Source organism: Pseudomonas sp. NY15372 (assembly GCF_048068215.1).
Lineage (GTDB): Bacteria > Pseudomonadota > Gammaproteobacteria > Pseudomonadales > Pseudomonadaceae > Aquipseudomonas > Aquipseudomonas guariconensis_A.
This window is the reverse complement of record NZ_JBLUPY010000001.1, coordinates 187,312-208,905: the sequence shown is the minus strand read 5'-3', so window position 1 is coordinate 208,905 and position 21,594 is coordinate 187,312. Positions and strand designations below refer to the sequence as shown.

Genomic DNA, 21,594 nt, shown 5'->3' with positions numbered 1-21,594 from the left:
TGGCTGACCCAATACACGGCGGCCACAACGACGAGGATGATCAGGCAGAGGATCGCCCAGGCGTCGACACTGCTGTCAGCTTTGCGCAACTTGGTCGAATTTCCCATTGCATTGCCTCTTGTAGTGGTTATGGGAATGCACTTCAACCAGCAGTTAAGACCAGCAATGCCCTTCCCTCAAGCAGGGTTTTCAATACTCGACGGGCGACGCCAAAAATGGGTAGCGAAAGTCGGCCGGGCGGCCCTGGGCGCTGTAACGGCGAAAATCGATGCCTAGGTCGTCCTGCTGTAGCAAGTCGAGCCAACGCCGCGCCTTGTCCTGGTCGATCGATTGCAACACCGGGATCCGATGCTCGCTCATCCCGTCACGGTTGATCGGCAGACCCTGGGCATCGTCGTGGAGCATGACCATGGCCCAGCCGCCCAAGGTGAAATGCCCGCCCATCAGCACCCCCAGGCGCCCTTCGATACGCGCGCGCAGGGCCTCGGGCGAGCCGTTGATGGCGCTGAAGATCACGTCCCGACCAGGAATCCGCCCCGCCTCCTCGAACGCCTTCATGGCACCGAAGGCCATCTCGTCGTTGGCCGCCCACACCAACTGCGTGTGCGGATAACGCGCCTGCAGCACCTGGGCCTGCTCATAGGCACGCTGGCGATTCCAACCCCCATAGACCACCTGGCGCAGGCGTACCTGGGGGAAATCGGCCAAGGCGCGGCGCATGCCCTGCTCGCGCAACTGCGATGCCGGCGTGTTCTTGACCCCGGAGAACGCCACCAGGTCCACCGGGCCGGTGCCAGGCGGCAACAACGCGACCATTTCGCGCAGCATCTGGTACCCGGCCTGCTCGTCATTGCCGGTCAACGTGCCGAGCAAGGGCGCGAACCTGCCCGGCTGGGCCTGGATGCTCTGCGCCTGGGCCTCGGTCAGGCCGTTGTTGACCAGGAACAGCTTGACGCCCAGGCCTTGGGACAGGCGGATGATTTCCGGGGCCAGATACTGCTCGTTGACCAGCACCAGGTAATCCGGTCGCCGAGGCCCGGCCAGCGCGGTCTTGGCCTGGGTCAAGGCCAGGTCCGTGCGCCGCTCGCTGTATTCGATCTGCAGCTCCATGCCCAACTCGTCGGCCGCCGCCTGCATGAAGCGCGAATAACCCACCCAGAACGTTTCGTTGGAATAGCCCGGGTTGAGGAACACCACGGAGGCCGCCTGTGCGCTCGCCGCTGCCAGGGGCAGGCTCAGGCACAGGCTCCGGCACAAGGCCTTGAGCATGCGAATACATCCCTGCGAAGCAAACCTGGGATTATAAACAGACCCAGCAAGGACGGGAGGAAATGGCAGTCAGTCTCACTTAGTCCGATTGGTTCTTTTCATATGCAAAAACATCACTTTAGCGCATAAACACAACCTGATATCGTGCCTCGGCTCCGATGCGGAGTGCGCGGCCGTGCGCGCGAATAGCTGCCTGCAGCCTGAGACAGGACTTATATGTACGTATACGACGAGTACGACCAGCGGATCATCGAGGACCGCGTCAAGCAGTTCCGGGATCAGACCCGCCGCTACCTGGCCGGTGAGCTGAGCGAAGAAGAATTCCGCCCTCTGCGTCTGCAGAACGGCCTTTATATCCAGCGTTTCGCCCCGATGCTGCGGGTCGCCGTGCCGTACGGCCAGCTCAACGCCCGCCAGGTCCGCGTGCTGGCCAGGATCGCCCGCGACTACGACAAGGGCTACGCCCACATCAGTACCCGCCAGAACGTGCAGTACAACTGGCCGGCGCTGGAAGACATCCCGGATATCCTGGCAGAGCTCGCCACCGTGCAGATGCACGCGATCCAGACCAGCGGCAACTGCCTGCGCAACACCACCACCGACCAGTTCGCCGGCGTTGCCGCCGACGAAGTGATCGACCCGCGCCCATGGTGCGAGATCGTCCGCCAATGGACCACCTTCCACCCGGAATTCGCCTACCTGCCGCGCAAGTTCAAGATCGCCATCAACGGCTCGAAGGAAGACCGCGCGGCCATCGAAGTGCACGACATCGGCCTGGAGCCTGTGTACAACGAGGCCGGCGAGCTGGGCTTCCGCGTCCTGGTCGGCGGCGGCCTGGGCCGTACCCCGGTGGTGGGCTCGTTCATCAATGAATTCCTGCCCTGGCAGGACCTGATCAGCTACCTCGATGCCATCCTGCGCGTGTACAACCGTTACGGCCGTCGTGACAACAAGTACAAGGCGCGGATCAAGATCCTGGTCAAGGCCCTGACCCCGGAAGTGTTCGCCGAGAAGGTCGAGGCCGAAATGGTCCACCTGCGCGGCGGCCCGACCACCCTCACCGAAGCGGAACTGCAGCGCGTCTCGCGCCACTTCGTCGACCCGGCCTACCTGGCCCTCGACAACGTCGACTACGCCCCGCTGGACCAGGACTACCCTGGCTTCGCCCGCTGGCGCGCGCGCAACACCCGCGCCCACAAGAAGCCTGGCTACGTCGCCGTCACCCTGTCGCTCAAGCCTACCGGCGTCGCCCCGGGGGACATCAGCGACAAGCAGCTCGACGCCGTGGCCGACCTGGCCGAGCGTTACAGCTTCGGCTTCCTGCGCACTTCCCACGAGCAGAACATCATCCTTGCCGACGTCGAGCAGCGCCAGCTGCACGCCCTGTGGCTGGAGTTGCGCGAGCTGGGCTTCGCCACCCCGAACGTGGGCCTTCTGACCGACATCATCTGCTGCCCGGGCGGCGACTACTGCTCCCTGGCCAACGCCAAGTCGATTCCGATCGCCGAATCCATCCAGCGCCGCTTCGACGATCTGGACTACCTGTTCGACATCGGCGAAATCGACCTGAACATCTCCGGTTGCATGAACGCCTGCGGCCACCACCACGTCGGCCACATCGGCATCCTTGGCGTGGACAAGAAGGGCGAGGAGTTCTACCAGGTTTCCCTGGGCGGCAATGCCGCGCGCGATGCGAGCCTGGGCAAGATCCTCGGCCCGTCCTTCGCCCAGGACGAAATGGCCGACGTGATCGAGAAGCTGATCGACGTGTACGTGGAACAGCGTACCGAGGAAGAACGCTTCATCGACACCTACCAGCGCATCGGTATCGACCCTTTCAAGGAACGCGTCTATGCAGCGAATCATTAAGAACAACCAACTGGTCGACGAAACCTGGCACCTTCTGCCCAAGCAAACGTCGTTCGACGAGTTGACCAACTGCGACGACTACATCGTCCCGCTGCAGATGTGGCGTGACCATGCCCACGCGCTCAAGGCCCGAGACGGCGGCCTGGGCGTGTGGCTGGACAGCGACGAGGAAGCCGAGGAAATCGGTGACGACGTGCAGCACTTCCAGGTCATCGCCCTGAATTTCCCGGCATTCACCGACGGGCGCAACTACTCCAATGCGCGCCTGCTGCGTGACCGCTACAAGTTCAAGGGCGAGCTGCGCGCCATCGGCGACGTGCTGCGCGACCAGTTGTTCTACATGGCCCGCTGCGGCTTCGACGCCTTCGCCATCCGTGCCGACAAGGACCCGGAAGACGCGCTGCAAGGCCTGAAGGACTTCTCGGTGACCTACCAGGGCGCCACGGACGAGCCGCTGCCGCTGTTCCGTCGTCGCTGATCGCCACCCGCTGCATCGACCGGCCCGCCCTCAGGCGGGCCGTGTCGTTTCTGCATCGTGCAGACCCATTGCACAGGTTTCACTCACGAGCCACGGCATCATTCGTGACTCCAGCTCAAATGACCTTGACCCCTCGGCGTCTTAATCAATCCACGACAAACCCGCACACTGCTCTCAATTCGACCGATTCCATCCCTCAGGGCCCTGGATTCGATCCCTGTCATACTCACCAGGAGCAGATCAATGAGCATCCCTTCCTTCGGCCTCGGCACTTTCCGCCTCACCGGCCAGGCCGTCATCGACTCGGTCAAGTCCGCGCTCGAGCTGGGCTACCGCGTTATCGACACGGCGCAGATCTACGGCAACGAAGCCGACATTGGGCAAGCCATCGCCCAGAGCGGCGTGCCACGTAGCGAACTGTTCATCACCACCAAGATCTGGGTCGACAACTATGCGGCCGACAAACTGATCCCGAGCCTGCGCGAAAGCCTGGCCAAGCTGCGCACCGACCATGTCGACCTGCTGCTGATCCACTGGCCGGCCCCGGGCAATGGCGTCGAACTTGGCGAGTACATGAGTGCACTGGCCGAAGCCAAGCAGCAAGGCCTGACCCGCCAGATCGGCGTATCCAACTTCAACATCGAGCTGACCCGCCAGGCCATCGAGGTGGTCGGCAAAGGCGAGATCGCCACCAACCAGATCGAACTCAGCCCGTACCTGCAGAATGCCAAGCTGACCGACTTCCTGAAGACGCAAGGCATCACGGTGACGTCCTATATGACCCTGGCGTACGGCAAGGTGCTCAAAGACCCCGTGCTGGCACAAATCGCCGCCAAGCACAAAGCCACCGTGGCGCAAGTCGCCCTGGCCTGGGCGATGCAGCTGGGCTATGCAGTCATCCCCTCCTCCACCAAGCCCGAGAACCTGGCCAGCAACCTGCTCGCCCGCGACCTGCGCCTGGACGACGAAGACATGGCACGTATCGCCACCCTCGAGCGCAATGGCCGCGAAGTCAGCCCTGACGGCCTGGCGCCGGCCTGGGACTGATCCCATAAGCAACCTGGGGCCGCTTCGCGCCCCATCGCGGCACAAGGCCGCTCCTACATCGGGCCGCGGTACCTGTAACCCCGCGCGTTCACCTCGCGTGCGCGACACTGCCGATATCAGGCAGCAACCGGTCCCGACTGTTGGCCAGGTGCAGCCAGATGGCGGCCCTCGCGGCATCGGGGTCTTGCCGGCGAATCGCATTGAGGATCGCCTCGTGCTCCAGGTTGGCAAGATAGGCATGCCGGGCCAGGTTGGCGCCGGCTCGTTCGGCCGGATCGATGCGATCGCGCGGGATCATCGCCCGTCCCAGCTGGTTCATCACCTCGGTGAAGTAGACATTTCCCGTGGCCTCGGCGATCAACAGGTGAAAACGCCGGTCGGCCTCGATGCAGCTGTCGCCCGCGGCCGCCAGGTCCTGGTAGTCATCCAGCGCCTGACGCATGCGCCGCATCTGCTCATCGGTACGGCGCAACGCCGCCAAGGCGGCGGCCTGGCCTTCGATGCCGATCCTCAACTCCAGCACCTGGCGCACTCCCACAGCGGTCTCGATTCCCAGGTGCAGGCCTGCCTGGCGCTGCCGCTCGAGGACGAAGGTCCCCACGCCATGGCGCGTCTCCACCAGGCCTGAGGCCTGCAGCTTGGACAGCGCCTCGCGTACCACCGTACGACTGACACCCTGCTCACGCACGATGCTGCTTTCCGAAGGCAGCTTGTCGCCCGGCCTGAAGGTGCCCAGGAGGATGCGTTGGGTTAAGTCGGAAACCAAGTCATGGGCGCGCGTATGGCTGCGCTTGCGTGGCTGTGATGCCATGTGTATCTCCGCACGAGGGAATGTCGATAGTGCGAAGTCTAACAAGTCAACTTGTATGACAACAGTGTATTTCTGGTTCTAACTGGTCTTTTTGCAGCGCTTATAAAATTACCAGTTAAGCGAATATAGCCACATAATTGGCGTAATTATCTCCTTTCTGTCAGTTGTATTTTGATTTTTTCCGTAAAAATTCTACTTGTCGTACAACAAGGTCCGCTCCTATGATTGACCTCGACATGTCATACAAGCCATTCAAATCCAACCCCGCACAAAAACAACTAGTGGGAGATCGGTCATGCACCAGCTCGTAGAGCCGGCCGCCGAGGACGACGTTCTCGGCCGTGCGGTAGCCAAGGTCAAGCGCCATGTGCTGCCCCTGTTCGTCATCATGTTCATCGTCAACTACATCGACCGGGTGAACATCGGCTTCGTCCGCCCACACATCGAAAGTGACCTGGGAATCGGCGCGGCGGCCTATGGTCTGGGTGCCGGCCTGTTCTTCATCGGCTACGCCTTGTTCGAAGTGCCGTCCAACATCCTGCTGCAGCGGGTCGGCGCACGCCTGTGGCTGACCCGCATCATGCTGACCTGGGGTCTGGTGGCCAGCGCCACCGCCTTCATGCAGAACGAAACCCAGTTCTACATCCTGCGCTTCTTGCTGGGGGTCGCCGAGGCCGGCTTCTTCCCTGGCGTCATCTATTACTTCACGCGCTGGCTGCCGGCAGGTGAACGCGGCAAGGCCATCGCCATCTTCCTCAGTGGCTCGGCCGCCGCGTCGCTGATCTCCGGTCCACTGGCCGGTGCCTTGATGCAAATCCAAGGCCTTGGTCTGCACGGTTGGCAATGGATGCTGTTCATCGAAGGCATGGTCTCGGTGTTGCTGTGCTTTGCCGTATGGTTCTGGCTGGATTCCACCCCTGCCGATGCGAAATGGCTGAGCACCGAGGAAAAGCACGCGCTCACACAGGCCATCGAACGCGAGCAACAGGAGCGCGAAGCCATGAGCGGCCCACGGCCGTCGCTGTGGAACCTGCTGCGTGACCGCCAGATCGTGCTGTTCTGCGTGATCTACTTCTGCATCCAGCTGACCATCTACGCCGCCACCTTCTGGCTGCCGAGCATCATCAAGGCCATGGGTGGCCTGAGCGACATGCAGGTGGGGCTTCTCAATTCGATCCCCTGGCTGATCGCGATCATCGCCATGTACGCCTTCGCCGCCATGGCCGCGCGCTGGAAGTTCCAGCAAGCCTGGGTCGCAGCAGCGTTGCTGATCGCAGGCCTCGGCATGTTCCTGTCCACCACCGCCGGACCGGTATTCGCCTTCATCGCCGTGTGCTTTGCCGCCATCGGTTTCAAGTCGGCCTCCTCGCTGTTCTGGCCGATCCCGCAGGCCTACCTGGATGCCCGCATCGCCGCAGCAGTGATCGCCCTGATCAACTCCCTGGGCAACCTCGGCGGGTTCGTTGCACCGGCCACCTTCGGCGCCCTGGAACAGCAGACCGGCTCGATCCAAGGAGGTCTCTATGCCCTGGCGGCGACGTCGATCCTGGCAGCGATCCTGGTCTTCTTCGTACGGACCCGCCCTAAAAGCGCAGACGCCCCCAACTCCCACTCGGCCCTGAGCCAAAGCCACTGAAACCTGCAGGTACGCTTAGATGAACATCCAGACTTCCCCGCATCACGCCACACAGTCGCTCGACAAGGGCACGCCGGTGGTCACCGAGCTGCGCGTCATCCCGGTGGCTGGCCATGACAGCATGCTGCTCAACCTCAGCGGCGCCCACGGGCCGTACTTCACCCGCAACGTGGTGGTGCTGCGCGACAGCGCCGGCAACACCGGCCTGGGTGAAGTGCCCGGCGGCGAACGCATCCGCCAGACCCTCGAAGACGCCCGCGCCCTGGTGATCGGCCAGCCTATCGGCCACTACCAGCGCGTGCTCAACGCCATGCGCCAGACGTTCGCCAGCCGCGACGCCGCCGGCCGTGGCCTGCAGACCTTCGACCTGCGCATCACGGTGCACGCCGTGACGGCCATGGAGTCGGCCTTGCTCGACCTGCTCGGCCAACACCTGGGCGTGCCCATGGCCGCCCTGCTCGGCGAAGGCCAGCAGCGCGATGCCGTGAAGATGCTCGGCTACCTTTTCTATATCGGCGATCGCAACGACACCACCTTGGCCTACCGCAGCGAACCAGATGCCGACAATGAATGGTTCGCCGTGCGCCACGAACGCGCCTTGACGCCCGAGGCCGTGGTTCGCCTGGCCGAGGCCGCCCACGCCCGCTACGGTTTCAGCGACTTCAAGCTCAAGGGCGGCGTACTGCGCGGCGAGGAGGAAATGGAAGCGGTGACCGCCCTGGCCGAACGCTTCCCCGACGCACGCATCACCCTGGACCCCAATGGCGCCTGGTCACTCAAGCAGGCCATTGCCCTGTGCCGTGACAAGCATCAGGTGCTGGCGTACGCCGAGGATCCGTGCGGCGCCGAGAATGGCTACTCAGGCCGCGAAGTGATGGCCGAGTTCCGCCGCGCCACCGGCCTGCCCACCGCCACCAACATGATCGCCACGGACTGGCGTGAGATGGGCCACGCCTTCCAGTTGCAATCGGTGGACATTCCCCTGGCCGACCCGCACTTCTGGACGCTGCAGGGCTCGGTACGGGTCGCCCAGATGTGCCATGACTGGGGCCTGACCTGGGGTTCGCATTCGAACAACCACTTCGACATCTCGCTGGCGATGTTCACCCAGGTGGCCGCTGCCGCTCCAGGTGACATCACCGCCATCGATACCCACTGGATCTGGCAAGACGGCCAACGCCTGACCCGTGAGCCACTGAAGATCGTCGATGGTTTCGTCAAGGTGCCACAGCGTCCGGGGCTGGGCATCGAACTGGATGAAGACCAGTTGGCCAAGGCCCATGAATGCTATCGCCAGATGGGCCTGGGCGCGCGCGACGACAGCGTCGCCATGCAGTTCCTCATCCCCGGCTGGACCTTCGACAACAAGCGCCCCTGCCTGGTGCGCTGAGCCTGTCCCAGCTGCCCGGCCAACAGCCGGGCAGCCTTTCCATGCCAGCTTTCACGGCACGTCCCGGGCGTAGCTGCGCCCCTGCCCTGAACCCTTCTGGGCCTGAACGGGCAATATCCCTGTCACAACACTTCGAACAATCCCGCAGCCCCCATCCCGCCGCCCACGCACATCGTCACCACGACGAACTTGACCCCGCGCCGCTTTCCTTCCAGCAGTGCATGCCCCACCATCCGCGCCCCACTCATGCCATAGGGATGCCCAATGGCGATGGCGCCGCCGTTGACGTTCAACTTCGCCGGGTCGATCCCCAAGCGCTGGGCGCAGTACAAGACCTGACAGGCAAAAGCTTCATTGAGCTCCCACAAGCCAATATCGTCCACCGTGAGGCCGTGTTGGCGGAGCAGCTTGGGCACCGCCAGCACAGGCCCGATCCCCATTTCCTCCGGCGCCAGCCCTGCCACTGCAATCCCGCGATAAAGACCCAATGGCGCCTGCGCCCGGCGCGCAGCGGCAGCGCCCTCCATCAATACACAGGCGCTGGCACCATCGGAAAGCTGGCTGGCGTTGCCGGCCGTCACGCAGCCGCCTTCGAGTACCGGCTTGAGGGCCTGTAGGTCAGCGAACGTAGTGGTGGGCCTGTTACCTTCATCCCGTGCAAGGCACACGTCCTGATAGCTGACCGCCCCGCTCGCTTTGTCGACCACCTTGCAGCGCGTGGTGACCGGCACGATTTCCTCATCGAACAGGCCAGCCACCTGGGCAGCCGATGTTCGCTGCTGGGATTGCACGGCATAGGCATCCTGCGCATCGCGGCTGATGCCATAACGGCGTGCGACAAGCTCGGCGGTCTGCAGCATGGGCATGTAGGCATGTTCGCTCATGCGCAATACATTGCCATCCTGGGCTTGGCTCGCCAGTCGATTGTGGGCCTCCTGGACCAGGCTGATCTGCTCCTGCCCCGCACCAATGACCACTTCCATGCCATCGACCATGATCTGCTTGGCAGCGATGGCGATGGCCATCAAACCCGACGCACATTGACGGTCGATGGTCTGCCCGCTCACCGACACCGGCAAGCCCGCCGCCAGGGCCGAAAGGCGCGCCGGGTTGATCGCAGCGGTACCGCTCTGCATCGCGGTGCCCAGCACCAGGTCCTCGATCTGCTGGGCTTCGATACCAGCCCGCTCGACGGCGGCACGGATGGCGATGGCAGTCATGCTGGGTGTCTTGAGGGTATTGAATGCGCCTCGCATGGCCTTGGCGATCGGTGTGCGAGCAGTTGAAACGATAACCGCATCTTTCATGGTTCGGCTTCCTCGTGAAATAAGCATCAATCCTGCAGCAGATCGCTCAATACCTGGCGTAAACGGCTGGGTATCGGCGTGGGGCGACGGCTATCGCGGTCGACGAAGACATGCACGAAATTGCCGGTGGCACAGGCTTGCTCATGCGCCTCGCGGAACACCGCAAGCTGGTAATGCACCGAGCTGTTACCCAACCGGCTGATCGCCAGGCCGACCTCGATGGACTGGGGGAACGCGACCGAGGCGTGGTATTGGCAGTTGGAGCTGACCACCAGGGCAATCACCGGCCCGGCGTGGATGTCCAGGCCTGCATGCTCGACCAGCAGGCGGTTCACCGCACTGTCGAAGAAACCGTAATAAATAACGTTGTTCACATGGCCATAGACGTCGTTGTCGTGCCAACGGGTGGTGATGGTGGTGAAGTGCCGATAGCGCTGACGCTGCCTGGTTTCATCCATCAGTAAGCCGCCTCGTAGATGGTCAGAGCATCGGCGGCGGTGACTTCACGTGGGTTATTCACCAGCAGCCGTTGTTGGCGCATGGCATCCTCGGCCAATTGACCGAGGCTGTGCCTGGGGACCGCGACATCCCGCAAGCGCCCGGGCAGCCCGCACCGTGGCCCAAGCTCAGCCAGCTCCGCGACGAACTGCTCGCTCTGACAATGGCGGTCACCAGCACGCAGGCGTTCCCCCAACAGGGCCGGCGCCAACTCGGCATAGTCAGCTGCCGCCACCGGCAAGTTGAAACGCAGCACATGTGGCAGTACCAAGGCATTGGACAGACCATGGGGAATATGGAAATGCCCGCCCAGCGGGTAGGCCAACGCGTGCACGGCTGCCACCGGTGCATTGGCGAACGCCTGCCCGGCCAGGCAGGCCCCCAGCAGCATGGCCTGACGCGCCTGAAGGTTACCGCCGTTGTACACCGCCTGGTCGAGATTGCTAGCCAACAACCGCAGCGCCTCACGGGCCAGCAGGCTGGACAGCGGGTTGCGCTTGAGCTTGCTGGTGTAGGCCTCGATCGCATGGACCATGGCGTCGATCCCCGTCGCCGCCGTTACGGCGGCGGGCAGGCCCAAGGTGCAGTCGGCATCGAGCAACGCCAGGTCCGGCAACAGCAACGGCGAAACCACGCCCATCTTGACATTGCCAGCGGTGGTCACGATGGCGATCGGTGTCACCTCCGAGCCAGTACCGGCTGTGGTGGGTATTTGTATCAGCGGCAAGCGTTGGCCCTTGGCCTGATCGACACCGTACAGCGCTTCGAGCGGCTGACGGCTCTCGGGATGCGCCAGCAGGGCGACCAGCTTGGCGACATCCATGGAGCTGCCGCCGCCGAAGCCAACGATCAGGTCGGCACCGATATGCCGTGCACGCTTCACCGCGGCGAGCACGCAAGCCTGGCCGGGGTCGGCCGCGACTTCCGTGAAAATCGCTACACCCACCTGCGCGGCCGTGAAGCCAGGCAACAGGTCGTCGAGCATGCCCAGGCGGGCAATGCCCGGGTCGGTGACGATCAGCACGCGGCGCGCGCCGCGCTCACGGCACAGGCTGGCCAGACGTCGCACGGCCCCGGCCTCGCTGAGAATCTGGCCAGCGGTAGCAAAACTGAACGGCTGCATGTCGGTTGCTCCTTGTTCCAGTAGAGGCAGGGGTGCTCAGAAAGCGAAATCGCTCTCGGGGATCGTCATCAGGCAGCCCGCGCCGCCCAACAACGCTTCTCGGTGGGCAGTGGCACGAGGCAATATCCGGCGCCAATAGAACTCGGCAGCCTGCAGCTTGGCCTGGTAGAACGCAGCTTCGTCGCTACCCTGCGTCAACGCGGTATCGGCATGCCTGGCCGCTTGCAGCCAGAAGGCCGCCAGCAGGACGTAGCCCGAGTAGGCGAGGAAGTCCACCGAGACGGCGCCGATTTCCTCGGGGTCGTGCTGGCAGCGTTCGATGACGCGCTCGCCCAGCACACGCCATTCATCGAGGCGCTGGCTGACTGCGGCGCCCATGGCCTGCAACGAGGCCTGGGCTCCCGCTGCATCGGCGTGCAGGGCAAGCTCGTCGATCAACCCGTTGAGCTCGGCACCGCCATCACCGATCAGTTTGCGCCGCACCAGGTCCAGTGCCTGGATACCGTTGGTGCCTTCATAGAGTTGGGTGATGCGACTGTCGCGCATCAACTGCTCCATGCCCCACTCACGGATATACCCGTGCCCGCCATGTATCTGTACACCCAGGCTTGCCACTTCCTGGCCGACATCGGTGAAGAATGCCTTGACGACAGGAATGAGCAAGGCAGCACGGCGACCGGCCTGGTGGCGCTCATGGGGGTGCGGCGCACCCTGTTCCAGGTCCAACTGGCGTGCGGTATAGGTTGCCAACATGCGGCAACCTTCGGTCAGCGTCTTCTGGGTCAGCAGCATGCGCCGCACATCGGGGTGGACAATGATCGGATCAGCAGCCTTTTCAGGCGCCACGGCACCGCTCAGCGATCGCGATTGCAAACGCTCGCGCGCGTAGGCCAAGCCTCCCTGGAAGGCCGCTTCGGCGATACCAAGACCCTGCAGGCCAACCTGGAAACGCGCATCGTTCATCATCGTGAACATGCAGGCCAACCCTTGGTTGGCTTCCCCCACCAACCAGCCTTGGGCACCGTCGAAATTCATCACACAGGTCGAAGCGCCCTTGATGCCCATCTTGTGCTCAAGAGCACCGCAACCCAGGGCATTGCCAAGGCCAGTGTCGGGCAAGACCTTGGGCACCAGGAACAGGCTTATGCCCTTCACCCCGGCCGGCGCATCGGGCAGGCGGGCCAGGACCAGATGGACGATGTTGTCCGTCAGGTCCTGGTCGCCGCCGCTGATGAAAATCTTGCTGCCGATGATGCTGTAACTGCCATCGGCCCGTGGCTCTGCCCGGGTGCGCAACAAAGCCAGATCGGTGCCGGCCTGGGGTTCGGTCAGACACATGGTGCCGGTCCATTCACCGCTGACCAGCTTGCCCAACCATGTGTGCTTCAGTGCTTCGCTGCCATGGCGATGCAACGCCAACACAGCGCCTTCGGTCAGCCCCGAATAGATGCGAAAGGACAGCGACGCGGCCATCAGCATCTCGTGGAAGCAGGCCGCGACCATCTGCGGCAAGGCCTGGCCACCGTATGCTTGTGGCCCGGTCATGCCCGCCCAGCCGTTATCCACGTATTGTCGGTAGGCTTCCCGGAAGCCATCCGGCGTGCGGACCTGGCCGTCCTGCAGGCTGCACCCTTGCTCGTCGCTGTCGCGATTGAGCGGGGCGACCACCTCACCGGCAAAACGCGCGGCCTCTTCCAGCACGTCATCGAGGGTATCGCGATCCAGCCCGGTGCCCAGGAATTGGCAGTGCTGGGTGACATCGAACAGTTCGTGCAGCACGAAACGCATCTCGCGCAAAGGCGCCCGATAATTCATACCCGGCCCTCCTGCACATCGGCCAAGCGCTTGCCACCGGCCACCAACGGGTAGAACAACGCCGCGGGTCGCCAATGCTCGCCCAACACACCTTGCAAGCGCTCCAGGCGCCCGAGGATACTCGCGACACCTTGCGCATCCGCCCAGCTCATCGGCCCGCCGGCCTGGGCGGGGAACCCGTAGCCATTGAGCCAGACCTGGTCGATGTCATTGGCGTTGGTGGCGATGGTTTCCTCGAGGATCTTCGCCCCCTCGTTGACCAGCGCCAACAGGCAGCGCTCCAGAATCTCCTGCTCATCGATGTCTCGGCGGCGGTAGCCGAGCTCGTGTGAAACCTTGAGCACCAAGGCATCGACCTGAGGATCGTGTTCGGCCTCGCGGCTGCCGGGGGCATAACGGTAATAACCTTTCCCGGCTTTCTGGCCCAGACGGCCAAGCGCGCACAGTGCGTTGTCCACCTGCACCAACGGCGACTCCATGCCCTGCCCTGCCAGTTGGCGAGCACGCCACTCAAGGTCGATGCCGACCACGTCGTACATCCGGAACGGTCCCATGGCGAAGCCGAACCTCTGAAGGGCTTCATCGATCTGGTGCGCCAAGGCGCCTTCAAGCAGCAACTTGCGCGCTTCGGCGACATAGGTGCGCAACATACGGTTGCCGATGAAACCCGGGCAATTGCCCGCTACCACCGCCACCTTGCCAAGGCGTGCTGCCAGTGCCTGGCTCACCTCCAGCACCTCGTTGGCGGTCTGTTCGCCACGCACGATTTCCAGCAGTTTCATGACGTGCGCCGGGCTGAAGAAATGCAGCCCAAGCACCTGGGAAGCGCGGGCCGTGACGGCAGCGATGGCGTCGATGTCCAGCGCCGATGTATTGCTGGCCAGAATCGCCTGTGGCTTGAGATGAGCGTCCAGCGCGCGGAAGATCTCCTGTTTGAGCGCAAGGCTCTCGTACACGGCCTCGATCACCAGGTCGGCGTGGGACAAGGCTGCGTAACCGTCTACTGCCTGCACCCGTGCAAGGTTGGCATCGGCCTGGGCCTGGGTGATGCGCTGGCGGTCGACCTGCCGAGCCCAAGTCTGGCTGACCATCGCCAGGCCAGCCTCCAGTGTCGCAGCATTGCTTTCCAGCCACAGCACGGGCAGCCCCGCACTGGCGAGGCTGACGACGATGCCGCGACCCATGGTGCCAGCACCGATTACGGCGACTTGCTGGATGTCGAAGGGGGTACTCACGCGCGCTGCTCCTGCTGCTCAAAGGGACAGCCGTCACCCTATGCAGGTCGTAAGTATTTTTGAAATTTCATTTTCATATGCCATATATTTTCCATATGAATAATATGAACTTCGATCTGAACCTGCTTCGTATCTTCGACATGTTGCTGCGTGAGCAGAATGTGTCGCGCGCGGCCGAGCGCCTGGCGCTGACCCAGCCTACGGTGAGCAACGCTCTGGCCCGCCTGCGCACGCTGCTGGGCGACCCGCTGTTGGTGCGCGTCGGCCGGCGTATGCGCCCGACACCTCGGGCATTGGCGTTGGAAGCACCGATACGGGCAGCCCTGCAGCAGATCGAACAAACGCTCTCGACCGCGGAGGCGTTCGACCCCTTGCGCAGCCACCAGCAGTTGCGCATCGCCCTCACGGACTTCGTCGAGCAGTTGTGCATGCCCACATTGCTCGCCCGTCTGCAGACGCTGGCACCGCATGTGCGCATCGACGTCCTGCACCTGGCTCCACACCTGCCGGCCGAAGCGCTGGATCGAGGTGAACTGGATCTGGTATTGGGCCGCTTCGACGAAGTGCCGGCCCGTTTCAGCCGCCACCATTGGCGCAGCGAGACCTTGCAAGTGGCGGTACGCCAGGCACATCCGATGCTCGACGGGCCCCTTGACCTCGAGCGCTTCCTTGACCTGCGCCACCTATGGGTGCATGGCGGCCAGACGCGTGGCATGGTTGACCAATGGCTGGCCGAACAGGGCCTGGCCCGGCGGATCGTCTATACCACGCCCAACTATCTGCAAGCCGCGCACCTGGCGGCCAGCACCGACCTTTGCGTCGTGCTGCCGACCCAACTGGCACGGCAGTTCGCCACGCTGTTGCCCTTGGCGTTGTATGACTTACCGTTCGCGCTGGAGCCTTTCGCCCTCGAGCTGGTCCACCTCACCCACCGTCAGCATGACCCGGCCCTGGCCTGGCTGGTGGAGCAGATCCTTGCGATCGCACCGGGCTGATCCATCGCAAAGCACGATGGTCGCCATGCCGCTCTGGTATTGGCTGTGGCTTGATCGGCTCCCTACAGTGGGACGCCGCCCGGGTCGACGAACCGGGTGACGACGGTCACTCCAACAAGAAAAAGGACTCCCCGATGCGCCTCCCTCCGTCTTTGCTTGCGCTTGCCCTGATGACACCGCTGGCAAGCTTCGCCACCACGCCCGCCAAGGATGCCACGGCCTTTACTTTGCAGAACAACCAGCAGTGGTTGCAGCGCTTGCCGTTCGCCGACCGGGGAGACTTCGAGTCCGCCGAACGCGGCCTGGTGGAGCGCTATGACGGCGTCATCGGCAATGCCGAAGGCAAGACGGTCTGGGATATGGGCCAGTACGCGTTCCTGAACCCGGGCGCTGCGCCCGCGACCGTCAACCCCAGCCTGTGGCGCATGGCCCAGCTCAATCGCATCGCCGGCTTGTTCCAGGTCACCGAAGGCATCTACCAGATCCGCGGCCTGGATTTGGCCAACATGACCATCATCGAGGGCAACACCGGCCTGATCGTGCTCGATCCGCTGCTGTCGGTGGAGACCGCCAAGGCCGGCATGGCGCTGTACTTCAAGCACCGCCCGCGCAAGCCGGTCACGACCGTGATCTACACCCACCCGCACGTGGATCACTTCGGTGGTGTGCGCGGGGTGATCGACGAGGCGGACGTCAAGGCAGGCAAAGTCCAGGTGATCGCCCCACAAGGTTTCTTCGAGCATGCCATCGGCGAGAACGTCCTGGCGGGCCCGGCCATGAAGCGCCGCGCCCAATACATGTACGGCGCAGGGCTCCCGCGAGGCGAGCGCGGCCAGGTGGATGCAGGTCTGGGCAAGGGTGTACCGGCCAATGCCACGGTCAGCCTGATCGCCCCGACCCGGGAGATCAGCCAACCGCTGGAACACCTGACCCTCGACGGTGTCGAGGTCGAATTCCAGCTCACCCCCGGTACCGAGGCGCCGGCGGAGATGAACCTCTATTTCCCGCGCTTCAAGGCCCTGTGCATGGCCGAGAATGCCACCCATGTGCAGCACAATGTGCTCACCCTGCGCGGCGCTCTGGTGCGCGACCCAAAGATCTGGGCGCACTACCTGGACCAGTCACTGGTGCGCTATGGCGACAAGGCCGAGGTCGTCTTCGCCCAGCACCATTGGCCTACCTGGGGTGGTCCGGCCATCCGCGAATACCTGGCCGACCAGCGCGACATGTACGCCTTCATCGACAGCCAGACCCTGCGCCTGATCAACCAGGGCCTGACGCCCATGGAGATCGCCGACACATTGACCTCCTTGCCACCACGGCTGGCCGCCAAATGGTACAGCCGCGACTACTACGGCTCGCTCAGTCATAACGTGCGCGCCGTCTATCAGCGCTACATGGGCTTCTACGATGGCAACCCGGCGAACCTGAACCCCTTGCCCCCACAAGCGGCCGGAGCTCGCTATGTCGCGGCAATGGGCGGTAGCGAGCAGGTACTGCGTCAGGCGCGCAAGGCCTTCGGTGAGGGCGACTATCGCTGGGTTGCCCAGTTGACCAATCACCTGGTCTTCGCCGAGCCCGACAACAGCGAGGCCCGTGAACTCCAAGCCGACGCCCTGGAACAGTTGGGCTACCAGAGCGAGAATGCCACCTGGCGCAACGCTTACCTCAGCGGTGCCCAGGAGCTGCGTGGCGGCGTTGCCGCCACTACCGGTGGTCGTGGCAACGCCGATGACATGGTGCGCGCCCTGACGCCAACGCTGTTCTTCGATTATTTGGGGGTGCGTGTGAATGCCCTGAGCGCGGCGGACAATGACCTGACCATCAACTGGCGATTCACCGACCTGGACGAGGATTACGCCCTGACCCTGCGCAATGGCGTGCTCACTCACCGAGACCTGGCCCGACACGCCCAGGCAGATGTCGAAGTCACCATGAGCAAGGCCACGCTGGACCGGGTTGCGTTGAAGCAGACCGGTTTTCTCAAGGAGGCGACGCTGGGCGACATCACGATCAAAGGTGAGCGCCTGAAGTTCCTGCGCTTGATGGGTGGGCTGGAAGAAGCCGATGCCCGCTTCAACATAGTGACGCCCTGAATGCTGGCAGGCTGGCAGCCGACACGCTGCCAGCCCCTGTTCAAACGCCGCTCGCAAGCCCCCACAGCGCCGCCATCGCCAGCACGCAAACCGTCCCGCCGAGCCCCAGGATCATCCCTGGCACAGCGTGCGCGCATTCGCTCTCGAGCATCTGCAGCCCTTGCCGATACCGGCGCCCTTGCCTCCCTAGCAGCACCAGCACGGCCACCAGGGCCAGGCTCGCCAGCAGCGGTGCCTCGGCACGCCAGGCCAGGCAAACGATGATCGTCAACGCCAACGCGGTGCGTCGCCAGGCCAGCTCGGTTCGCTCGGCCTGCAAACCCGGGTCAGCCACCCCAGCACCACCAGAACATGCTGCCAGCCAACACGGCGGCCAATGCACTACCCATGGCCAATACCGGTACCAGCGCGGGCAAAGGTAGCGGCCGGCGCTGGCGCAGCGCCCGTTCCACCTGGAGCCAGCGCAGGCATGCACCGGCGCTCAGCAACAGGCTGAGCACCACAAGGCTCATCGCCATGGCTATTCTCAGACGGGGTTCGAAAGCCTGTGCGCCGAAGGCTTCGATGGCGACCCCACCCCCGAGCAAGGCCAACGCCGTGCGAATCCAGGCCAGGAAAGTGCGCTCGTTCGCCAGGGTGAAGCGGGGGTCGGGCGCTTCGCCACCGCCAAGCAAGATTTGCAACCCCATCGGACGCGGTTCATGGGAGGCCATCAGCGCACACCAAAGCTGCGCAAGGCACCAGGGGAAAAGAAAGACACACTGGTACGCAGGTTGAAGACGAAGGGTTGACGCTGCTCGTTGGTCAGCCCTGAGACATGGTAGCGACCACTTTTCAGGTCGTAGGTCACCTCCATGGCATTGACCACGGCCTCGCCAACGGGATGATAGAAGCTGTGGGCCTGGGATGTGCGCCAGAGCGTTCCATTGCGGTCGTACAGATCCGCCTCGAGGATCGCCCACGTATCTTCGTCGATGTAATACCGCCGCTTGGCATAGACATGTTGAGCTCCAGGCTTGAGGGTCGCCTCGACGACCCACACCCTGTGCAACTCGTAACGGGTGGGTTGCGGATTGACATGGCCAGGCTGGATCAGCTCACGGTAGCGCAGGCTCGGCGAGGCCAGGCGATAACTGTTGTACGGCACATGCAGTGCCTTCTTGCCCACCAGCGTCCAGTCGTAGCGGTCCGGCGCGCCGTTGAACATGTCGCGGCTGTCTGCCGTACGCAGGCCTGCCGTGCCTGGGCCGGTGGTGTCATAGGCCAGTGCCGGGGCCCGCCTCACCCGTCGCTGACTGGCGCTGTAGACCCAGGACAGGCGTGGCTCGGCCACTTGGTCGAGTGTCTCATGCACCACCATCGCGTCACCGGCGAGCCGGGACGGAGCGGTCATGCGATAGGTAAAGTAATAAAGGATGTTGTCCGCAGCCTTGCCCTGTAGGCTCTCGGGGCGGGCGAAATCCTGGCGGGCGCTCATCAGTACGAAGCGCCCGTTCTTCTGCGGAGTGACACTGTCGCAGACCAAGCTGTAGCTGGCGTTGCGGCTGCGGGTCAAATGGTTCCAGATCACCTCCAGACCGTTGCTGGGCTGGGGGAAGGCGATCACCCCACTGAACCCTTGCAACCCGTTACCGTCGTCGCTCAAGCGCACCCTACCTGCATTGTGCGCGGCGGAAACGGCGACCTCACGAGGTACCGCGACACTGCGGTGGGTGGGATACACCGGTAGATCGAGGCTGTCGGGAAAGCGCTTGAGCAAGGCGATCTGGCCGGCAGACAGCTGGTCCTGGTACTGCGGGTAGTTATGCGCCGTGATCCGGTAGAGGGGTTGTTCGTCGGCATAAGGATCCAGCGGCGTGCCGTTGCTTCCCAAGCGTTGCTGGGAGCTCGCCAGTCCGCCTTGCCAGGCGGGAATACGCCCGTCGGCGCTGGCGCCACGCTCGGCACCTACGGGGGTCAATTCTTCGGGCAGTTGGCCGGCCGCCTGCGCGCCCATCACCACCAGCATGCCAAGCATTACCATGCATGTTCTCATCGCTACCTCCTCAGAAGGTGATGCCCAGGCCGATCGAGACAAAGTCGCGATCGCCACGGGTGCCATAGTCGCCATCGATATAGTCGGTGTACGCCAGGCTCAGGCTATAGGTACTGGCCAACGTGGCATCCAGGCCGATGCTGATCGCCTTGGAGCCTTCACTGAATGCAGAACCTTCCACCGGCCCTGTGCCATGCACGTCATGGGACCAGGAGAGGTTCGGGCGCAGGTCGAAGCCTGCGATCAGGTTTGGATAGACCCAGGTCGCCCGCAGCCGATAGCCCCAGGAAAACGGCGTGAGAAAGCCTTCGTCATTACAGTGCTGCGGCGTCTTGGAGATGGCCTGGCAAACGCTGTTATCGGCCAGCTCGCCGCTATTGAACGTGCCGGATCGGCCGTAGCGCGGCCCGTAGCGGCCTTCCAGCCCACCGACATAGGTCGCACCCGCTTCGCCCACCAGGAACAGCTGACTGGCCCCCATCACCTGGTTGAAAGAATGCACCGCGCTGACTTGCAGCTGGGTCATTTCCTTGCGCCGATAGCCATCGAATGCAGCGCCTGCCTGGTCGGGTCGCAGCCCGTCGCCGACGAGAGGCGAACGCGCATCGACATTGAGCAGCGACTGGATGATGTCGGTGCCGTTCAGTTGCATCGGCATGTTCGGCCGATAGCTCAGTTCGCCTTGCAGTGCCGTGCCACTGCGCAGAGTGGTGGCGAACGACAGGCCATAGAGGCGGATATCCTCCGGATACTGCACCATGTACTGGGCCGTACCCAGCCGTAGCGCCCCCGCTAGCGATTGCCCTGACGAAGAATTCAGGAACGCACCACAACCGGCCGGCCCGATGCCCAGGTTGCCGCACAATTGCGACGCGAAGCCGGTATTGTTGAAATACGGGCTGCTAATGGTCCCCATGTACGGCGTTCGACTGTGGTAGTTGGCCGCATAGACGCCGAATTCGGTATCCAGCGCGCTCACGTACCAGCGCAGGGAGACGCCCCACTGGCCCGTATTGCGTGCATCCTGGTCACTGGCCCGGGGAATGCGGACGCCCTCTTCGGTCAGGTTGACCCCAAACGGCGTCAGCCCGGCCACGGCAGCAGCATTACCGAGCAACTTCGCCCCGACATCCAGGCCATCGCAGCCATCGGGCAAAAAGTCGTTATTGGAAAAATAGGTCCCACAGTTGTCCAGCTGGGTCTGTTCCCAATCCAACTGGTAGAACGCATCGAACGACAGCGCCTCGGTCAGGTTCTGGGTAACGTAGAACAGGTTCACCGGCACCAGCGCATCCTTCACCTCCGAACCAGGTCGACGCAAGGCCGAGAGGTTGAAAGGATTGATCACATTGAGGCCACCTTGGATGAAGGTACTTTCTCCCCAGTTCACCACCTGCTTGCCCAAGCGTACCGAGCCGGGTTGCCCCTGGATGTCATAGAGGTAGTAACCGAAGGCATCGAGCAACTGCGCGCCCGCGGTCTTGGCCGAACGCTTGCGATTATTGTCCTCGACGTTCTTGAAGCGTTGGTCGTGGTCACGCAGGGCCGTGTCGTACCAATAGGTTCCGCGCAGGAAAACACCGACGTTATCGTGCTTGAGCTCCAGATCATGAGTCCCTTTGAGCGGCGCCGAAAACACATCGCCCGAGCCGAAGTTCAAACGGCCATCGTCACTGTTGGCACTGGTATGCAGATCAGGATCGGGGTTTGACGTAGACAGGCTCACACCAAACGACAGCGAGGAATCGAACTGTCCCTCGACGTCTCCCCATTGGAATTGCATGGCATGGGATACGCAAAAAGGGAAACAACAAGACACTACAAATACAGACGGCCGGCAAAGACCGCGAATAAAGGGTGCCATCACTCCTGACCTCTTATTGTGTTTATTAGAGAGTGAGATGTTTTGCAGGCACGGGACTCGAACGGGAGCTTGAAACACCCAGAAGGCTCGCCCCAGAGCAGGTCACGCAGATAAACATCGGTTCAA

Annotated in this window: 18 protein-coding genes; 7 read left to right on the top strand and 11 right to left on the bottom strand. The window is 63.2% G+C overall.

From position 1 onward, the window contains the following. Window positions 1-189 precede the first annotated feature (189 nt). A complete protein-coding gene (locus tag ACNFG0_RS00930; RefSeq protein ID WP_196154401.1) occupies window positions 190-1,269 on the bottom strand; it encodes an ABC transporter substrate-binding protein in 1,080 nt (359 codons plus the stop codon). 216 nt (window positions 1,270-1,485) lie between these two features. On the opposite strand from ACNFG0_RS00930, the gene ACNFG0_RS00925 reads away from it, so the two are divergent. From ACNFG0_RS00925 to dkgB, 3 genes are all read left to right on the top strand, one after another. Next, entirely contained in the window at window positions 1,486-3,138 is a 1,653-nt protein-coding gene (locus ACNFG0_RS00925; protein WP_196143145.1) for a nitrite/sulfite reductase, read from the top strand. Further along, complete coding sequence (locus ACNFG0_RS00920; RefSeq protein ID WP_196143146.1) at window positions 3,122-3,616, top strand: DUF934 domain-containing protein; 495 nt, start codon at window positions 3,122-3,124, stop codon at window positions 3,614-3,616. The genes ACNFG0_RS00925 and ACNFG0_RS00920 overlap by 17 nt, the downstream gene beginning before the upstream one ends. A 243-nt stretch (window positions 3,617-3,859) precedes the next feature. Continuing rightward, entirely contained in the window at window positions 3,860-4,663 is an 804-nt protein-coding gene (dkgB, locus tag ACNFG0_RS00915; RefSeq protein ID WP_416763793.1) for a 2,5-didehydrogluconate reductase DkgB, read from the top strand. Window positions 4,664-4,751: 88 nt separating this feature from the next. Here the strand turns inward: dkgB and ACNFG0_RS00910 are convergent, their stop codons facing one another. Further along, a complete protein-coding gene (locus ACNFG0_RS00910; protein WP_416763792.1) occupies window positions 4,752-5,474 on the bottom strand; it encodes a FadR/GntR family transcriptional regulator in 723 nt (240 codons plus the stop codon). Window positions 5,475-5,769: 295 nt separating this feature from the next. Between ACNFG0_RS00910 and ACNFG0_RS00905 the strand changes: the two genes are divergently transcribed. Both ACNFG0_RS00905 and gudD read left to right on the top strand, forming a co-directional pair. Next, window positions 5,770-7,110: an MFS transporter gene (locus ACNFG0_RS00905; RefSeq protein WP_196154405.1), complete on the top strand. Its 1,341-nt coding sequence runs from the start codon at window positions 5,770-5,772 to the stop codon at window positions 7,108-7,110. Between the two features lie 19 nt (window positions 7,111-7,129). Further along, window positions 7,130-8,500: a glucarate dehydratase gene (gene gudD / locus ACNFG0_RS00900; protein WP_416763791.1), complete on the top strand. Its 1,371-nt coding sequence runs from the start codon at window positions 7,130-7,132 to the stop codon at window positions 8,498-8,500. A gap of 122 nt (window positions 8,501-8,622) precedes the next feature. Here the strand turns inward: gudD and ACNFG0_RS00895 are convergent, their stop codons facing one another. The 5 genes from ACNFG0_RS00895 to ACNFG0_RS00875 are packed head-to-tail and all read right to left on the bottom strand — an operon-like array spanning window position 8,623 to window position 14,478. Further along, a complete protein-coding gene (locus ACNFG0_RS00895) occupies window positions 8,623-9,807 on the bottom strand; it encodes an acetyl-CoA C-acyltransferase (protein WP_416763790.1) in 1,185 nt (394 codons plus the stop codon). A gap of 26 nt (window positions 9,808-9,833) precedes the next feature. Further along, window positions 9,834-10,265, bottom strand: coding sequence for an acyl-CoA thioesterase (locus ACNFG0_RS00890; RefSeq protein ID WP_416763789.1), 432 nt, complete (start codon window positions 10,263-10,265; stop codon window positions 9,834-9,836). Further along, entirely contained in the window at window positions 10,265-11,428 is a 1,164-nt protein-coding gene (locus ACNFG0_RS00885; RefSeq protein ID WP_196143152.1) for an iron-containing alcohol dehydrogenase, read from the bottom strand. Before ACNFG0_RS00885 ends, ACNFG0_RS00890 begins: the two co-directional genes overlap by 1 nt. Window positions 11,429-11,464: 36 nt before the next feature. Continuing rightward, window positions 11,465-13,243, bottom strand: coding sequence for an acyl-CoA dehydrogenase C-terminal domain-containing protein (locus ACNFG0_RS00880; RefSeq protein WP_196143153.1), 1,779 nt, complete (start codon window positions 13,241-13,243; stop codon window positions 11,465-11,467). Beyond that, complete coding sequence (locus ACNFG0_RS00875) at window positions 13,240-14,478, bottom strand: 3-hydroxyacyl-CoA dehydrogenase NAD-binding domain-containing protein (protein ID WP_416763788.1); 1,239 nt, start codon at window positions 14,476-14,478, stop codon at window positions 13,240-13,242. The genes ACNFG0_RS00880 and ACNFG0_RS00875 overlap by 4 nt, the downstream gene beginning before the upstream one ends. Before the next feature lie 77 nt (window positions 14,479-14,555). On the opposite strand from ACNFG0_RS00875, the gene ACNFG0_RS00870 reads away from it, so the two are divergent. Both ACNFG0_RS00870 and ACNFG0_RS00865 read left to right on the top strand, forming a co-directional pair. Beyond that, a complete protein-coding gene (locus ACNFG0_RS00870; protein ID WP_196143155.1) occupies window positions 14,556-15,473 on the top strand; it encodes a LysR family transcriptional regulator in 918 nt (305 codons plus the stop codon). Between the two features lie 134 nt (window positions 15,474-15,607). Beyond that, the gene (locus ACNFG0_RS00865; RefSeq protein ID WP_416763787.1) at window positions 15,608-17,569 is read left to right on the top strand and encodes an alkyl/aryl-sulfatase; all 1,962 of its coding nucleotides are present in this window, start codon (window positions 15,608-15,610) and stop codon (window positions 17,567-17,569) included. 40 nt (window positions 17,570-17,609) lie between these two features. Here ACNFG0_RS00865 and ACNFG0_RS00860 read toward each other — a convergent pair whose 3' ends face one another. From ACNFG0_RS00860 to ACNFG0_RS00845, 4 genes are read right to left on the bottom strand one after another with little or no spacing between them, the layout of a single operon-like run. Then, window positions 17,610-17,903, bottom strand: a complete 294-nt coding sequence (locus ACNFG0_RS00860; protein WP_416763786.1) for a DUF202 domain-containing protein — start codon at window positions 17,901-17,903, stop codon at window positions 17,610-17,612. Then, complete coding sequence (locus ACNFG0_RS00855) at window positions 17,896-18,282, bottom strand: YidH family protein (RefSeq protein ID WP_196154413.1); 387 nt, start codon at window positions 18,280-18,282, stop codon at window positions 17,896-17,898. The genes ACNFG0_RS00860 and ACNFG0_RS00855 overlap by 8 nt, the downstream gene beginning before the upstream one ends. Further along, the gene (locus tag ACNFG0_RS00850) at window positions 18,282-19,592 is read right to left on the bottom strand and encodes a DUF1329 domain-containing protein (protein WP_416763869.1); all 1,311 of its coding nucleotides are present in this window, start codon (window positions 19,590-19,592) and stop codon (window positions 18,282-18,284) included. The genes ACNFG0_RS00855 and ACNFG0_RS00850 overlap by 1 nt, the downstream gene beginning before the upstream one ends. Window positions 19,593-19,614: 22 nt before the next feature. Then, window positions 19,615-21,387, bottom strand: a complete 1,773-nt coding sequence (locus ACNFG0_RS00845) for a DUF1302 domain-containing protein (protein WP_416763785.1) — start codon at window positions 21,385-21,387, stop codon at window positions 19,615-19,617. Window positions 21,388-21,594 lie beyond the last annotated feature (207 nt).

What these genes read in the sequence shown, in the direction of transcription:
- ACNFG0_RS00880 (WP_196143153.1), bottom strand. Translation starts at nt 13,243, where the DNA reads ATGAATTATCGGGCGCCTTTGCGCGAGATGCGTTTCGTGCTGCACGAA.
- ACNFG0_RS00885 (WP_196143152.1), bottom strand. Translation starts at nt 11,428, where the DNA reads ATGCAGCCGTTCAGTTTTGCTACCGCTGGCCAGATTCTCAGCGAGGCC.
- ACNFG0_RS00855 (WP_196154413.1), bottom strand. Translation starts at nt 18,282, where the DNA reads ATGGCCTCCCATGAACCGCGTCCGATGGGGTTGCAAATCTTGCTTGGC.
- ACNFG0_RS00845 (WP_416763785.1), bottom strand. Translation starts at nt 21,387, where the DNA reads ATGCAATTCCAATGGGGAGACGTCGAGGGACAGTTCGATTCCTCGCTG.
- ACNFG0_RS00905 (WP_196154405.1), top strand. Translation starts at nt 5,770, where the DNA reads ATGCACCAGCTCGTAGAGCCGGCCGCCGAGGACGACGTTCTCGGCCGT.
- ACNFG0_RS00890 (WP_416763789.1), bottom strand. Translation starts at nt 10,265, where the DNA reads ATGGATGAAACCAGGCAGCGTCAGCGCTATCGGCACTTCACCACCATC.
- ACNFG0_RS00850 (WP_416763869.1), bottom strand. Translation starts at nt 19,592, where the DNA reads ATGGTAATGCTTGGCATGCTGGTGGTGATGGGCGCGCAGGCGGCCGGC.
- ACNFG0_RS00865 (WP_416763787.1), top strand. Translation starts at nt 15,608, where the DNA reads ATGCGCCTCCCTCCGTCTTTGCTTGCGCTTGCCCTGATGACACCGCTG.
- ACNFG0_RS00910 (WP_416763792.1), bottom strand. Translation starts at nt 5,474, where the DNA reads ATGGCATCACAGCCACGCAAGCGCAGCCATACGCGCGCCCATGACTTG.
- gudD (WP_416763791.1), top strand. Translation starts at nt 7,130, where the DNA reads ATGAACATCCAGACTTCCCCGCATCACGCCACACAGTCGCTCGACAAG.
- ACNFG0_RS00895 (WP_416763790.1), bottom strand. Translation starts at nt 9,807, where the DNA reads ATGAAAGATGCGGTTATCGTTTCAACTGCTCGCACACCGATCGCCAAG.
- ACNFG0_RS00930 (WP_196154401.1), bottom strand. Translation starts at nt 1,269, where the DNA reads ATGCTCAAGGCCTTGTGCCGGAGCCTGTGCCTGAGCCTGCCCCTGGCA.
- ACNFG0_RS00870 (WP_196143155.1), top strand. Translation starts at nt 14,556, where the DNA reads ATGCCATATATTTTCCATATGAATAATATGAACTTCGATCTGAACCTG.
- dkgB (WP_416763793.1), top strand. Translation starts at nt 3,860, where the DNA reads ATGAGCATCCCTTCCTTCGGCCTCGGCACTTTCCGCCTCACCGGCCAG.
- ACNFG0_RS00920 (WP_196143146.1), top strand. Translation starts at nt 3,122, where the DNA reads ATGCAGCGAATCATTAAGAACAACCAACTGGTCGACGAAACCTGGCAC.
- ACNFG0_RS00925 (WP_196143145.1), top strand. Translation starts at nt 1,486, where the DNA reads ATGTACGTATACGACGAGTACGACCAGCGGATCATCGAGGACCGCGTC.